The following is a 14,116-nucleotide window of genomic DNA, read 5'->3' on the forward strand; positions in this document are numbered from 1 at the left end:
GGTGAGGCGGGCAGCCTCGCGTAGTGCCACCGCTGTTACGGCGCTCAGCTATTCAATTGCCCGATGACAATCCGTAAAAAACTACTCGCTACTCTTGGTCTTGGCGCGCTCGGTCTGGTCAGCTTTCGGGCCGCATCCGATAGCGACCGCTACTTCGAGATTGCCAAAAACCTCGATATTTTCGCCACCTTGTTTAAGGAGGTGAACACGTACTACGTGGACGAGATTACGCCCGGCAAGCTGGTGAAAACGGGCATCGACGGCATGCTGAAGTCGCTGGACCCCTATACCAATTACATTCCGGAAGACGATATAGAGGACTTCCGTACGCTCACTACGGGGCAGTATGGCGGTATCGGCATTGAGGTGGCTAGGCGTAATGGCAAATTTGTAGTACAGAGTGCCTATGAGGGCTACCCAGCCCAAAAAGCAGGGCTGCTGCCTGGCGATGAGATACTGACTATCAATAGTATCAATCTGGATAAGAAATCCAGCTCGGATATCAACAAGCTGCTGCGCGGCCAGGCCAACTCGGTGGTGAAGCTGATGGTGACGCGCTACGGCCAGGATAAGCCGGTCGAGATTGAGGTGACCCGCGACCGCATCCAGGTAGACAACGTGCGCTACTACGGCATGCTCACCAACGACATTGGGTACTTCCAGCTAGGGGGCTTCACGATGGATGCGGGCCGCGAAGTGCGCAATGCGGTGGTAAAGCTTAAGGAGAAAGGCGCGAAGAAAATCGTATTCGATATTCGCGACAACCCCGGCGGCCTGCTGAACGAAGCCGTAAACATCTCCAACCTTTTCGTGGACAAAGGCTTGGACGTGGTGAGCACCAAGGGTAAGGTGACGGAATGGAACAAAACCTATAAGGCGCTCGACGTGCCGCTCGATACCCAGATGCCGATTGCCGTTATCACGAGTAACCGCTCGGCCTCAGCTTCGGAAATTGTGTCGGGTGTCTTGCAGGACTACGACCGCGCCGTGCTGGTGGGCGAGCGCACCTTCGGTAAGGGCCTTGTGCAGGCCACCCGGCCGCTGAGCTACAACTCGCAGCTCAAAGTGACCACGGCTAAGTATTATATCCCGAGCGGGCGCTGCATTCAGGAAATCGACTACTCGCACCGCGCCGAAGATGGTGCGCTCAGTAAATTTCCCGACTCGTTGCGCACGGCGTTTAAAACCCAGGCCGGCCGCACGGTGTACGACGGTGGGGGAGTGGCCCCCGACATTGACGTGCAGGACCGCGAGATTGCGGATATTACCCGCGTGCTCATTCAAAAGGGCTATCTCTTTGACTTTGCCACCCGCTACCGCGCCGAGCACGCTACCATTGCCCCGGCCCGCGACTTCAAGCTGGCCGATGCTGACTATCAGAAGTTTGTAACGTATCTGCAAGGCAAGAGCATGGCCTACAGCACCGACGCCGAGCGCGTGCTCACCGACCTCACCAAAAAGGTGAAAGAGGAAAAGCACTACGACGACGTGAAGCCCGAGCTAGATGCCATCAAGCGTAAAGTAGCGGCCAACAAAACCAACGACTTACAGCGCTTTAAGCCCGAAATTCGGGAGTTGCTCGAAGAAGAAATAGCCTCGCGCTACTACTACGAGAAGGGCCGCACCGAAGCAGGCTTTGACGACGACCTTAATATCCAGGCGGCCATCGCGGTGCTCAACGACCCCAACCGCTACGCGGCATTACTGAAGCCAGGCGGGCAGGCTGCTAGCGCCCGCAAGTCGGCGGGTACGAAATAGAAAAGAGGCGTCATAAGTGACGCCTCTTTTAATTTATTGCAACAATGAATATCTCTGCTTTAGTCGACATTATTCAAGCTGCTAAATGCACAGCTAGAATCAAAATAAAGGGGCGATTGGATGCAAGTAGCTGGTCTTGGATTATTATACCAGTTCCAAGCTACATTGAGCTTGGCTCAGTTGGGCCTTGGCCAGTTCGTGATGTTGAATGGGTAGAGATAAATCCTGTCACTATGGAGCATACAGGGCGCCTCATACCTCCCAAGCGTATAGATAACATAGCTCAAATTGAGGAAGGCCTGCGTCAAGCGAACATAGATTACACCACCTTAGATGGTATTGTCCACATTCCATTGCTAAAAGCGGTTTTCTAGCGGGGACTACTCTGGCGCTAGTAATAGTTTAACTAAGTAGAACTCGCGCTAGTGTTTGTTCTAAAGCTAATAATAAGCCCCCTCCACCAAATAGCCCTGCACATAATCCCGAATACCCTCCTCCAGCGTCGCAAAAGGGCGCTCGTAGCCGATGCTGCGGAGCTTGCGCATGTCGGCCTCGGTGAAGTACTGGTAGGTGTCGCGGATATCTTCGGGGGTGTCGCGGAAGCGGATGTCGGCGGGCTGGCCCATCGCGGCGAAAGTATTGAGCGCGAGGTCCATGAACGTGCGGGCCTGGCCGGTGCCGAGGTTGTAGAGGCCCGAGTGCGTGCGGTGGTGCAGCAGGAAGTAACATACTTCCACCACGTCTTTCACATACACGAAATCGCGCATCTGGCCGCCGTCTACATACTCGGGGTTGTGCGAGCGGAAGAGCTGCATGCTGCCGTTTTCGCGAATCTGGCGGAAGGCGTGCAGGATAACCGAGGCCATGCGGCCCTTGTGGTATTCGTTGGGGCCGTAGACGTTGAAAAACTTGAGACCAGCCCAGAAATAAGGCTTCTCCTCCTGGGCTAGGGCCCATTTGTCGAAGTCGTTTTTCGACTCGCCGTAGGGGTTGAGCGGGCGCAGTTGGTAGGGTAGGGCATCGTCCTGGTCGGAGTAGCCGAGGCGGCCGTCGCCGTAGGTGGCGCCGCTGCTGGCATACACCAGCGGCAGGTTGTAGCGCACGCAGGCCTGCCACATCTGCTTGCTATAGTTGAGGTTGAGCAGGTCGAAGATGGCCGGGTCCTGCTCGGTGGTATCGGTGCGGGCGCCGAGGTGGAAGATGAATTCTACCTGCTCGTGGTTGGCGTCGAGCCACGGAAAGAACTCTTCGCGGTCGACGTACTCGCGCAGCTTTTTGCCGTGAATGTTGGGCAGCTTTTTCTCAATAGCGAAATTATCGACCACCACGAGGTCGTTGAAATTGGCGGCGTTGAGGCGGGAGACTAGGCAGCTGGCGATGAAGCCGGCGGCGCCGGTGACGACTATCATATCGAGGAGAATTAAGGCCTAAAGGTAGCAAGGGCGGCCGGCGCTAGGGCCGCCGCCTACCTTTGCAGCCATGCGCGTTTCGCTCTACCTACCGCTGGGGCTGCTTGGTTTGCTAGCCTGCCAGCCCGAAAATAAGCCGACTACTGCCCCCGCCACCATGCAGGTGCACGACGACCTGGGCCGGGCCCTCACGCTGCCCGCCCACCCGCGCCGGGTGCTGGCGCTAGCCCCCAGCCTCACCGAAACGCTCTATGCCGTGGCCGATACGGCTACTATCATTGCCCGCACGCAGGTTGATGACTACCCCGCCGCGGTCCTGCGCAAGCCCCTCGTGAACTCGTATCCGCTCGATATGGAGCGCCTGGTGGCGCTGCACCCCGATGTGGTATTCACCATCGAAGGCATTACCCCGCCCGATGCAGCTGCTCGCCTGGGCCAGCTGGGCATCCCGGTCTATTATCAGAAATACCGGCGCGTGGCCGACGTGCTGCGCGGTATCAACGACATAGGCCGGCTGCTGGGCCGCCCGGCGCAGGCCAAGCGCCTGACCGATTCGCTGCAAGCGCAACTCAACGGGCTAGCGAAGCCGGTGCCGGGCGCTGCACGGCCCACGGTGCTGGCGCTAGCCTCGGCCGACCCCATTTATGTGTATGGGCAGAATACCCTGTTCACGGATGAGATAAGGCTGGCGGGGGGGCAGAACGCGGTGCGCGATACCTTTCCACAGCCCTTCCCGGCCCTGACGCGCGAATACGTTCTGAAGATGAACCCAGAGGTGCTACTGGGTGGTCGCTTTGGCAAGCTGGACAGCACGTTCTTTAAAAACAACCCCGAGCTGCGCCGTACCCGCGCCTACCAGACCCGGCGCGTGTACGCTACCACGCCCAACCTACTGCAACGGCCCAGCCCACGCATCGTAGAGGCCGTACGCGAGCTGCAAGCCCTTTTGCGTAAGTAGCTTATGCCCGCTACGCACCCCGGCCGCTGGCTCTTGGCGGGCATCCTGCTCACGCTGCTGCTACTCGGGCTAGGGCTGCGGGTAGGCTCGTATGCTACTGATTATGCCTTCATTATCAAGACACTGCGCCACTATGACCCAACTGACCCGGCGCAGCTAGTACTGGTGCAGCTGCGGCTGCCGCGGCTGCTGCTGGCCTGGCTGGCGGGGGCTAGCCTCGCGCTGAGCGGCTACTTATTGCAAACGCTGGTTACGAACCCGCTGGCCGACCCCTACCTGCTCGGCACGGCGTCGGGGGCGTCGCTGGGGGCCATTGTGGCCTATTTATTTTTTCCGGCGCTTACGCTGAGCGGGCTGTATTTGCCGCCGCTGGCGGCTCTGGCGGGCGGGCTGCTGGCTACGGTGCTGGTGGTGGCCATCGGCTCGCGGCGGGGGCGGGTGCTGCCGGCGCCGCTGCTGCTGGGCGGCGTGGCGGTGGGCGCCCTGGCCGCGGCGCTAGGGTCCCTCATTACGTTTTTGAAGGCTGACCAAGGCAATTTGCAGGTGGTGGTATTTTGGGCGTTTGGGTCGTTTGAGCGGGCTAGCTGGGCGGTGCTGGGCTACCCGGCCGCCGTGCTGGCGGGTAGCCTGGCACTGCTGATTTTTTTGCAGAAAGACCTGAACATCTTGTTGCTAGGGGAGGAGCGAGCGCAGGCACTGGGCCTGCCGGTGGCGCGGCTGCGCTGGCTGCTGCTGGCGCTGGTGGCGGCGCTCACGGGTGGGGTAGTAGCCTTGTGCGGGCCGGTGGGCTTTGTGGGGCTGGTGGTGCCGCACCTCACGCGGGGGCTGTTGGGCACGGCGGGGCGGGCCAACCTGGCGTTTTGCGCGGTGCTGGGTGGGGGCTTTCTGCTGGCCTGCGACTTGCTGGCCCGGCTGCTTTATCCGCCGGCTGGCCTGCCGGTGGGGCTAGTGACTGCCCTGCTGGGGGTACCGTTTTTCGTATCTTTGCTGCGCAAAACAAGCTGATTGTTGGCTGTTAATTGTTGATTGCTGAGTAATAAACTTCTCATAGTCAGCTTGCCAGCCAATAATCAACAATTAACAAGCAACAACCAGATGCTATACGTCAGCCGCCGCGAGCACTTTAACGCCGCCCACAAGCTCTACAACCCCGCCTGGAGCCCGGAGCGCAACGCGGAGGTATTCGGCCCCTGCGCCAACGAAAACTGGCACGGCCACAACTACGAAATGATAGTGACCGTGAAGGGCCAGCCCGACCCCGACACCGGCTTCGTAGTGGACCTCAAGGCCCTCAGCGACCTTATCCGCACGCATATTACCGAGCAGGTAGACCACAAAAACCTCAACCTCGACGTGCCGTTTCTGAAAGGACAGCTGGCTAGCACCGAGAACCTGGCCGTGGCCTTCTGGCAAATATTGCAGCGCGAGCTGCCAGCCATTACACCGGCCCAGTTGCATTGCATCAAGATTTACGAAACGCCCCGCAACGCGGTAGAGTACTTCGGCTAGGGCCGTTTGTCAGGCTGAGGAACGAAGCATCTTATCACGGCGGCGTTTATCAGAAATTAGCAACCCCAGCGGCGCAGGCGTGAGAAGGTCCTTCGCAAGCTCAGGATGACTTAAAAAGGTGAAGTACTATCTAATAGCCGGCGAGCGCTCCGGCGACACCCACGCCGCCCACCTCTTGCGCGAATTGAAGAGCCAGGACCCGGGCGCCGACTTCCGCTACTGGGGCGGCGACCAAATGGAGGCCGAAGGCGGCCACCTCGTGCGCCACTACCGCGAGCTGGCCGTGATGGGCTTTTGGGAAACGGCTACCAGCCTGCTCAAATTCCGGGGGTTTCTGAAGCAGTGCCAGGCCGATATCCTGGCTTATCGCCCCGATGTGCTGATACTCGTGGACTATGGCGGGTTCAATCTGCGCATGGCGGCCTGGGCCAAGGCGCACGGCATCCGGGTGTTTTACTATATCTCGCCCAAAATCTGGGCCTGGAATCAGAGCCGGGTCGAGAAAATTAAAGCACTGGTAGATAAGATGTTCGTTATTCTGCCTTTCGAGTCCGAGTTCTACCAGCGCTTCGAGTACAAGGTCGATTACATCGGCAACCCCACGGCCGATGAGGTAGCTGCCTTCCAGCAAGACCCCAATTTCATGGCCCAGCACGGGCTCGACCCCGAGCGCAAGATTATTGCCGTGCTGCCGGGCTCGCGCAAGCAGGAAATCGAAGAAATGCTGCACGAGATGCTGGCCGTGCTGCCCGCGTTTCAGGACTACCAGTTTGTGGTGGCGGCCGTGAGCAACCTCGACCGCGCCTACTACGCCCACTTCGAGCGCAACGGCATCAAGCTCGTGTTCGACCAGGCCTACGACCTGCTGAGCCGGGCTAGCGCGGCCCTCGTGACGAGCGGCACGGCCACCCTCGAAACGGCCCTGTTTGGGGTGCCGCAAGTGGTGTGCTACCGCACCAGCGGCCTCACCTACATGATTGGGAAGGCCGTGATTAAGGTGCCCTACATCTCGCTCGTCAACCTCATTGTGGGCCGCACGGTGGTGGAAGAATTTATTCAGGGCGACTTCACGGCCCGCAACCTGCTCGACGAGCTTAAGCGCCTGCTCACCGACGAGGCCTACATCGCAAAGCAAAAAGCCGGCTATGCCGAGCTGCGCGAAAAGCTGGGCCAGCACAATGCTGCCCGCCAGGCCGCCGCACTGATGATTAATTATTTGGGTGAAAAGCAGGCCGCCGCTTAGGCCGGAGGCAGCTACGCGAGCGCGTGGAGCGCCTGAACATTTGGGCCGGCTTGGTTATTTAGGTAGCCAGGCCGGCCCTACTAGTTTAAGGCCCGGCTAGCCCTATGCTGCCCTCCCTTTCTTCTGCCCAGGCCAGCGCCGAGCGCACCACCGTGCAGCGCGTGGTGGGCACCACGCTCACGCGCGCTACCGACGTGCTGGCCATCGAGGCTCCGCTCGAAATCAGCTTGGAATACGGCCCTAGCGGCCAGCGCCAAACCCACAGCCTGGCCGTGACCATGCGCACACCCGGCCACGACGCCGAGCTGGTGGCGGGCTTTCTGCTGAGCGAGGGCATTATCAACAGCCCGGCCGACATTGAGTCGCTAGCCCACCACGCCGACCCGCGCCGGCCCAAGGAGCGCGGCAACGTGCTGCGCGCGGTGCTGGCCCCGGGCGTGGTGCTGGAGCTCGACCGGCTGGAGCGGCACTTCTACACCACTTCGAGCTGCGGGGTGTGCGGCAAAACCAGCATCGACGCAGTGAAGGCCACCAGTTGCCCAGTGCCGCCATCGCCCGCTAGCCCCCGGGTGCCGGCCAGCCTCATTTATGCGCTGCCCGGGCGGCAGCGGGCGGCCCAGCCGGTGTTTGAGCAAACGGGCGGCCTGCACGCCACGGCCCTGTTTTCGGCCGAAGGCGAACTATTGCTGCTGCGCGAAGACGTAGGCCGCCACAATGCCTTTGATAAAGTGGTGGGCGCGGCCCTGCTGGCCGGCCAGCTGCCGCTGGGCCAGCATATTGCGCTGCTGAGTGGCCGGGCCAGCTTCGAGCTGGTGCAGAAGGCTGCCCTGGCAGGCGTGGCTATTCTGGCCGCCGTGGGTGCGCCAAGCAGCCTGGCCGTAGAAGCCGCCGAAGAGTTTGGCCTCACGCTGCTGGGCTTTGTGCGCGGCGACCGCTTTAATATTTACACCCATGCCCAGCGCATCGCCCCCGCATAACCCCCACAACGAGCAAACCTCAGCACCAAAAACCAGCCGGCCCGCTTCAGCGGGCGTATCTGCGAAATCCGTTTAATCCGTTTGAATCTGCGGTCATGAAACTACGACTGGAAGAAAACTCCCTGCGCCTGCGCTTGTCGGAGGCCGAAGTGCAGCAGTTCGCCGCCACTGGGCGGGTGGCGTATAGCATTGCGTTTGGGCCGGGCCCGGCCCAAACGCTGCTCTACTCCTTGGAGCGCCTGCCGGCGGCTAGCCCAGCCACAGCCGTGCAGGTGCGCTACGAAGCTGGTGCGCTGGCCGTGGAAGTGCCAGATAGCGTGGCCCGCAACTGGACCGGTACCGAAAACATTGGTTTTAAAGGCCTGGTTTTGGTAGCTGAAGGCCGGGAATTACGTATTCTGGTTGAAAAAGACCTGGACAGTCAACACTAGGATTTATTTAATAACCGGCTCGCCGCCTTAGCTTGTTCTACCTTCGTTCTCAGCCCACCCTTTACTACCCCTATTGATATGGAAGAGTCTCCCATCAACGACCCGAGCAAGGCGGGCAAAACCGAGCAGCAGGGCGCCCAGCAAAACGCGCCCAAGAGCGGCGAGCGTCCCGACCAGGGCACAGCGCCTACCAACGACCACTACCGCCCCGACCCCCAGGGCGAGCGCGACCAGCGTCACATTCCGGCCCCCGACGTGGCCGGCGCCAAGTATAAAAACCCGGTGCTGGCCCAGCCCACCGAGGAGCTGACTGGCCTGCGGCTCGAAAAGCGCATGAAAATAGCGGCCGGCGTACAGGCGGTGATGAAGTCGATGGAGTTTAACTGGGGCGAGGCGGGCGTGACGCGCGGCACCCACGGCCTGCTCAAGATGAACCAGAAAGACGGCTTCGACTGCTCTTCCTGCGCCTGGCCTGACCCGGATGACCACCGCTCGGTGGCCGAGTTTTGTGAGAACGGCGCCAAGGCCACGGCCTCGGATGCCGACGACAAAGCCTGCGGCCCCGAAGTATTTGCCAAGTACAGCCTGGCCGAGCTCTCGCACTTCACCGACCGCGACCAGAACAACCTCGGCCGCCTCACGCACCCCATGGTGAAGCGCCCCGGCGGCACTCACTATGAGCCCATCGAGTGGCCCGAAGCCTTCGACCTAATTGGCAAGGAGCTGAACGCCCTGTCTTCGCCCTGGGAAGCTGCATTTTACACCTCGGGCAAGGTACCTAATGAGCCGGCTTTCCTGTTTCAATTGTTTGCCAAGCAGTTCGGCACCAACAACTTGCCCGACTGCTCGAATATGTGCCACGAGAGCAGCGGTGCGGCCCTTAGCCCCACGCTAGGCCTCGGCAAGGGCTCGGTAACGCTCAACGACATTCACGAAGCCGAGGTAATTCTCATTATCGGGCAAAACCCGGGCACCAACCACCCGCGCATGCTCACGGCCCTGCAAAAGGCCAAGAAGAACGGAGCTAAAATCATCAGCGTGAACCCGTTGATTGAAGCCGGCCTTAACCACTTCAAAAACCCGCAGGACTTCATGAACCCCCTTAAGGCGCTAGGGGTGCTGCTGGGCGATGGCACGCCGATAACCGACCTCTTCCTGCAAGTGCGGGTAGATGGCGATATGGCCCTGCTGCGCGGCATCATGAAGCACCTCTTCGAGGCCGAGGACCGTAACCCCGGCCAGGTGGTAGACCATGCTTTTATCAAGGAATTCACCACGGGCTTCGAGTCGTTTGAGCAGAATATCCGCAACACCAGCTGGGAAGACATTGAGCAGGTAAGCGGCATCAGCCGGGCGCTGCTGCTGGAGGCAGCTAATATGCTGGCCACCAAACAGAAGATAGTGACCTGCTGGGCCATGGGGGTGACGCAGCAGCGCCAGGGCGTGCAGACCATCCAGGAGATTGTGAACCTGCACCTGATGAAGGGCGCCATCGGCAAGCCCGGCGCGGGCACCTGCCCGGTGCGTGGCCACTCCAACGTGCAGGGCGACCGCACGATGGGCGTGTGGGAGCAACCTACCAAAGTGTTTCAGGATGCGCTCGGCAAGGAGTTTAACTTCACGCCGCCCTACAAGCACGGCCACGACACGGTTGAAACCATCAAGGCCATGTATCACGGCGACGTGAAGGTGTTCTTCAGCTTGGGCGGCAACCTGCTGGCCGCCGGCCCCGACACGGAGCTGATTGCCGACGGTATGCGCAAGCAAAACCTGACTGTGTTTGTGGGCACCAAGCTCAACCGCGGCCACCTTACCACCGGCAAAACCAGCCTGCTGCTGCCCTGCTTCACGCACGCCGACATCGACATGCAGAAGAGTGGCCACCAGATGACCAGCTGCGAAAACTCGATGGGTGTGGTAAGCCAGAACAAGGGCGTACTCGTGCCGCTGCCCGGCCACAACATGATGAGCGAGGTCGCCATCCTGGCTGGTGTGGCCATTGCCACGCTAGGCCCCGACCGCACCAACGTGGCCGACTGGGTGGCCATGACCGAGAACTACGACGTGATTCGCGACCACATTTCGCGCGTCATTCCGGGCTTTGAGAAGTTCAACGAGCAGCTGCGCCAGCCAGGCGGCTTCTACCTACCCAACGGGCCCCGCGAGCGCAAGTTCACGACCCAAAACGGCATGGCTAACTTCACCACCACCGACCTGGAGAAGTACACCGTGGAGCCCGACCAGCTTATCCTGATGACGGTGCGCAGCCACGACCAGTTCAACACCACCATCTACGACTACAACGACCGCTACCGGGGCATCCACGGCGAGCGCCGGGTGTTGTTTATGAACAAGGAGGATATGGCAGCGCGCGGCCTCAAAGCCAAGGACCTCATCGACATCACGAGCCATTTTGAGGGTGAGCAGCGCACGGTGGAGAAGTTTCTGGCAATTCCCTACGACATTCCGAAGGGCAACGTGTCGGCTTACTTCCCCGAGGCCAACCCGCTGGTTCCTATTTCGAGCGTGGCCAAGGTGAGCAATACGCCTACCTCAAAGTACGTGGTAGTGACGGTGGCACCCACTAAAGTAGGGCAGGCGCCGCAAGCCCAGAAGCAGCGGCAGCAGGCCGTGCCCGCCTAGCGAATATACCCGATGAAGGCCCCTGGCAACCTCGCCAGGGGCTTTTTCATTGCCCAACCTAATCAGACCCCTAGCAGTAAAATGCCAGCTATAGCAGATGAGCAAAATAATGCGCTCAGTCTGCTTGCCCGGCCCGCTAGTGCTTCTACCTTGCGTAGGCTTAGCACGGCTAAATCCATCGTTCACACAGCTTTCACCTTCCTCTTTCCCACCTTCTATGGCCGATACTTCCGCTGCCCCGCTGCTTGACCGCAGCCGTACCATTGCCCCGCCCGGCTACAATCGCTGGCTGGTGCCGCCTGCCGCGCTGGCTATTCACCTCGCCATCGGGCAGGCCTATGCATTTAGCGTATTCAATAAGCCGCTAGGGTCGCTTATCAGCGGCGACCCGGCCAACCCGGCGCCCACCGACTGGACGCCCACCCAGATTGGCTTTACCTTCTCCATCGCCATTGTGCTGCTAGGCCTGTCGGCCGCGCTCTTTGGCAAGTGGCTCGAGCGGGTGGGGCCCCGCAAGGCCATGCTGGCCGCGTCGCTGTGCTTTGGCGGCGGCTTTCTCATTGCCGCGCTAGGGGTGAGCCTGCATAATATCTGGTTAGTGTACTTCGGCTACGGCTTCGTGGGCGGCATCGGGCTGGGTATCGGCTATATCTCGCCGGTGAGCACGCTCATCAAGTGGTTTCCCGACCGCAAGGGCGTGGCGACGGGCATGGCCATCATGGGCTTTGGCGGCGGCGCCATGATAGGCTCGCCGCTGGCCGTGGCCCTCATGAACCACTTCAAGGGCTCGGCGCCGCAGGGCGTGGCGCCCACGTTTATTGCGATGGGCATTATCTACTTGCTCTTCATGCAGTTTGGGGTGTGGACTATCCGGGTGCCCGCCGACGACTGGAAGCCTGCTGGCTACGTGCCCAACGAGGAGCACAGCGCCCTCATCACCACTGGCAACGTGTCGGCCGATAACGCCATCAAAACGCCGCAGTTCTGGCTGCTGTGGGTGGTGCTGCTCTGCAACGTAACGGCCGGTATTGGGGTGCTCGAAACGGCCTCGCCGCTCATCCAGGAAACCTTTTCCGACGCGGCTATGGGCGCAGGCCGGGGCGTAACGGCCGCTGCTGCTGCCGGCTTCGTGGGCCTGCTCAGCTTGTTCAACCTGCTCGGCCGCTTCTTCTGGTCGTCGGCTTCGGATAAGCTCGGCCGCAAGCCTACCTATCTGATTTACTTCGGGCTAGGGGTGATTTTGTACGCGCTTATCCCCACCCTGGGTCACGGCTTGCAGCTGACGCTGTTTGTGGTGGTGGCCTGCGTAATTATCAGCATGTACGGCGGCGGCTTTGCCACGGCGCCAGCCTTCTTATCTGACCTGTTTGGCAAGTACCAGGTGGGCGCTATCCACGGCCGCTTGCTCACAGCCTGGAGTACGGCCGGCGTGCTAGGGCCGCTTATCGTGCACCTATTGCACGACAACGCCAAGGAAAAAGGCTTGGTAGGCGCGGCAGCTTACCAAAACGTATTCTACACGATGGCGGGCCTGCTGGTCGTGGGCTTCCTGGCCGACCTGGCCGTGACGGCGGTCAACGAAAAATATCAGGAAAAAGGCCCGGTAACCATTGAAGCCGGCGGCCACTAGGCCACCTTTTCTTATCTCTAAACCTTACTACCGATGAACCCTAACCCTAATACCACTGCCCCAGTAGCGACCGAAGCGTCGTCGGGCGGCTCGGCCGTGCTGGCCTGGCTCTACGTGGGCATTCCCCTGGCCTGGGGCGTGTCGCAAACGTTTATGAAAGCGCTGGCTTTGTTCAAGTAAGTCAAAAGTTAGCCCACCCAAAAGCCGCTCATTCTACCCCGAATGAGCGGCTTTTGTCGTGGTAGGGGTAATGGCTAGGCCCGGTAGCGCCACAGCGGCCACGCCGTGCCCGCCGCAAACTGCGACTGGTCGGGCGGCAGCTCCAGCAGGCCATCGGCGGCGAGCAGGCCGGCGAGGTCGCCCGAGCCGGCCGTGGGAGTGGGGTGAGCCAGCAGGCGGCCATCGGGCGCTTGTTCGAGGCGCACCGCCAGGAAGTAGGTGAGCGCTGGCTTGAACTCCACGGGGCCAGCTAGCTCGGCAACTACTGGCCGGCTAGCCTCGGCGGGCAGCCCCTGGCACTGGCGCAGCCAGGGCTGCACGTAGCGGTAGTAATTGGCAAACGTGGCCACCGGGTTGCCGGGCAGCGCAAATACCACCGCGCCCCCCGGCGCTTGCCCAAACCAGAACGGCTGGCCCGGCCGCTGCGCCACCCGGTGAAAAATCTCCGTCACACCCAGCTCGCGTAGGGCTTGCGGCAAAAAATCGGCCTGGCCCTTCGAGACGCCCCCACTCAGCAGCACTGCGTCGAAGTCCGCCAGCAGCGCCGGCAGTGACGTCTTAAGCGACGCCAGGTCGTCGGGCAAGTGAAATTCCTGGCTTTCGCAGCCGGCTAGGGCTAGCGCGGCGCACAGCATGGGGCCGTTGGAGCGCCGAATTTGGTGGGGCAGGGGCGTGGCCTCAATGGGCACAATTTCGTCGCCAGTGCTCACTACGGCCAGGCGCGGGCGGCGGGCTACGGCCAGGGTGGCGGCGCCTACAGTGGCAGCTACGGCAATTTCGGCGGGGCTTAGCACCAGGCCGGGGGCTAGCAGCCGCGCGCCGGCCGGCTGGTCGCTGCCCTGGGCGTGCACGTTGTGGCCGGCGCGGGGCGGGGCCACGCGCACCGTGGCCTGGCGGCTGGGCGTATCGCTAATATCCAGGTCTTCGTAGCGAATGATGGTGTCGGTGCCGGGCGGCAGGGCGGCGCCCGTCATTATTTCGATGGCTGCCTGGGGGCTAGCCAGTGGCGCGGGCGGGGCGCCGGCCAGCTGCGTGCGCTCAATGGGAAAGGTGGATTGACCATTCTGCAAAGCGCTATACTGCACCGCGATGCCGTCCATCGTGACACGGTTATAGGGCGGAAAATCGCGGTCGGCCACTACTTCCTGGCGCAGCACGCGGCCCACGGCGGCGGCCAGCGGTACGGTTTCGGTGGGCAGCAGGTGGGCAGTGGCTAGCACCTGGCGGGAGGCATCTTCGACGGAAAGCACGGCGGAAGGAAGAAGTGAGAAGCAGCGCTGCAAGGCAGGCTAGCCCGATTTGATACGCGCAAAGCAAGCTATTTTGCCGTTCAATTGTT

The 14,116-nt window shown here is 61.2% G+C and carries 13 protein-coding genes; 11 read left to right on the plus strand and 2 right to left on the minus strand.

Annotation, left to right across the window (positions count from 1 at the left end):
- Positions 1 to 63 precede the first annotated feature (63 nt).
- A complete protein-coding gene (locus J4D99_RS16495; protein ID WP_208132830.1) occupies positions 64 to 1,758 on the plus strand; it encodes a S41 family peptidase in 1,695 nt (564 codons plus the stop codon).
- Positions 1,759 to 1,802: 44 nt separating this feature from the next.
- Complete coding sequence (locus tag J4D99_RS16500; protein ID WP_208132831.1) at positions 1,803 to 2,132, plus strand: DUF6678 family protein; 330 nt, start codon at positions 1,803 to 1,805, stop codon at positions 2,130 to 2,132.
- A 66-nt stretch (positions 2,133 to 2,198) separates the two neighbouring features.
- On the opposite strand, the gene rfaD is transcribed toward J4D99_RS16500, so the two are convergent.
- Positions 2,199 to 3,167 carry an ADP-glyceromanno-heptose 6-epimerase gene (rfaD, locus tag J4D99_RS16505; RefSeq protein ID WP_208132832.1) on the minus strand — a complete coding sequence of 323 codons (969 nt, stop codon included), beginning with the start codon at positions 3,165 to 3,167 and terminating at the stop codon, positions 2,199 to 2,201.
- 70 nt (positions 3,168 to 3,237) lie between these two features.
- Here rfaD and J4D99_RS16510 point away from each other — a divergent pair, with 70 nt between their 5' ends.
- From J4D99_RS16510 to J4D99_RS16550, 9 genes are all read left to right on the plus strand, one after another.
- A complete protein-coding gene (locus J4D99_RS16510; RefSeq protein WP_208132833.1) occupies positions 3,238 to 4,125 on the plus strand; it encodes an ABC transporter substrate-binding protein in 888 nt (295 codons plus the stop codon).
- A gap of 3 nt (positions 4,126 to 4,128) precedes the next feature.
- Positions 4,129 to 5,130, plus strand: a complete 1,002-nt coding sequence (locus J4D99_RS16515) for a FecCD family ABC transporter permease (RefSeq protein ID WP_208132834.1) — start codon at positions 4,129 to 4,131, stop codon at positions 5,128 to 5,130.
- Positions 5,131 to 5,220: 90 nt separating this feature from the next.
- Positions 5,221 to 5,634 (plus strand): 6-pyruvoyl trahydropterin synthase family protein, encoded by a 414-nt coding sequence (locus tag J4D99_RS16520; RefSeq protein WP_208132835.1) that lies wholly within the window; start codon positions 5,221 to 5,223, stop codon positions 5,632 to 5,634.
- A 118-nt stretch (positions 5,635 to 5,752) separates the two neighbouring features.
- A complete protein-coding gene (gene lpxB, locus J4D99_RS16525; protein WP_208132836.1) occupies positions 5,753 to 6,877 on the plus strand; it encodes a lipid-A-disaccharide synthase in 1,125 nt (374 codons plus the stop codon).
- A 104-nt stretch (positions 6,878 to 6,981) separates the two neighbouring features.
- A complete protein-coding gene (gene fdhD, locus J4D99_RS16530; RefSeq protein ID WP_208132837.1) occupies positions 6,982 to 7,854 on the plus strand; it encodes a formate dehydrogenase accessory sulfurtransferase FdhD in 873 nt (290 codons plus the stop codon).
- Between the two features lie 95 nt (positions 7,855 to 7,949).
- Positions 7,950 to 8,285: a DUF7009 family protein gene (locus J4D99_RS16535; protein WP_208132838.1), complete on the plus strand. Its 336-nt coding sequence runs from the start codon at positions 7,950 to 7,952 to the stop codon at positions 8,283 to 8,285.
- A 78-nt stretch (positions 8,286 to 8,363) separates the two neighbouring features.
- Positions 8,364 to 10,928: an FdhF/YdeP family oxidoreductase gene (locus tag J4D99_RS16540; RefSeq protein WP_208132839.1), complete on the plus strand. Its 2,565-nt coding sequence runs from the start codon at positions 8,364 to 8,366 to the stop codon at positions 10,926 to 10,928.
- 217 nt (positions 10,929 to 11,145) lie between these two features.
- The gene (locus J4D99_RS16545; protein ID WP_208132840.1) at positions 11,146 to 12,558 is read left to right on the plus strand and encodes an L-lactate MFS transporter; all 1,413 of its coding nucleotides are present in this window, start codon (positions 11,146 to 11,148) and stop codon (positions 12,556 to 12,558) included.
- Between the two features lie 33 nt (positions 12,559 to 12,591).
- Positions 12,592 to 12,738 (plus strand): MFS transporter small subunit, encoded by a 147-nt coding sequence (locus J4D99_RS16550; protein WP_208132841.1) that lies wholly within the window; start codon positions 12,592 to 12,594, stop codon positions 12,736 to 12,738.
- 74 nt (positions 12,739 to 12,812) lie between these two features.
- Here the strand turns inward: J4D99_RS16550 and J4D99_RS16555 are convergent, their stop codons facing one another.
- A complete protein-coding gene (locus tag J4D99_RS16555) occupies positions 12,813 to 14,027 on the minus strand; it encodes a molybdenum cofactor synthesis domain-containing protein (protein WP_208132842.1) in 1,215 nt (404 codons plus the stop codon).
- Positions 14,028 to 14,116: the final 89 nt, after the last annotated feature.

The organism is Hymenobacter sp. BT559 (assembly GCF_017571525.1).
GTDB lineage: Bacteria > Bacteroidota > Bacteroidia > Cytophagales > Hymenobacteraceae > Hymenobacter > Hymenobacter ginsengisoli.

Bases quoted from the DNA above. Each gene is read 5' to 3' on its own strand.
- J4D99_RS16495 (WP_208132830.1), top strand. From the start codon at position 64: ATGACAATCCGTAAAAAACTACTCGCTACTCTTGGTCTTGGCGCGCTC.
- J4D99_RS16500 (WP_208132831.1), top strand. From the start codon at position 1,803: ATGAATATCTCTGCTTTAGTCGACATTATTCAAGCTGCTAAATGCACA.
- rfaD (WP_208132832.1), bottom strand. From the start codon at position 3,167: ATGATAGTCGTCACCGGCGCCGCCGGCTTCATCGCCAGCTGCCTAGTC.
- J4D99_RS16510 (WP_208132833.1), top strand. From the start codon at position 3,238: ATGCGCGTTTCGCTCTACCTACCGCTGGGGCTGCTTGGTTTGCTAGCC.
- J4D99_RS16515 (WP_208132834.1), top strand. From the start codon at position 4,129: ATGCCCGCTACGCACCCCGGCCGCTGGCTCTTGGCGGGCATCCTGCTC.
- J4D99_RS16520 (WP_208132835.1), top strand. From the start codon at position 5,221: ATGCTATACGTCAGCCGCCGCGAGCACTTTAACGCCGCCCACAAGCTC.
- fdhD (WP_208132837.1), top strand. From the start codon at position 6,982: ATGCTGCCCTCCCTTTCTTCTGCCCAGGCCAGCGCCGAGCGCACCACC.
- J4D99_RS16535 (WP_208132838.1), top strand. From the start codon at position 7,950: ATGAAACTACGACTGGAAGAAAACTCCCTGCGCCTGCGCTTGTCGGAG.
- J4D99_RS16540 (WP_208132839.1), top strand. From the start codon at position 8,364: ATGGAAGAGTCTCCCATCAACGACCCGAGCAAGGCGGGCAAAACCGAG.
- J4D99_RS16545 (WP_208132840.1), top strand. From the start codon at position 11,146: ATGGCCGATACTTCCGCTGCCCCGCTGCTTGACCGCAGCCGTACCATT.
- J4D99_RS16550 (WP_208132841.1), top strand. From the start codon at position 12,592: ATGAACCCTAACCCTAATACCACTGCCCCAGTAGCGACCGAAGCGTCG.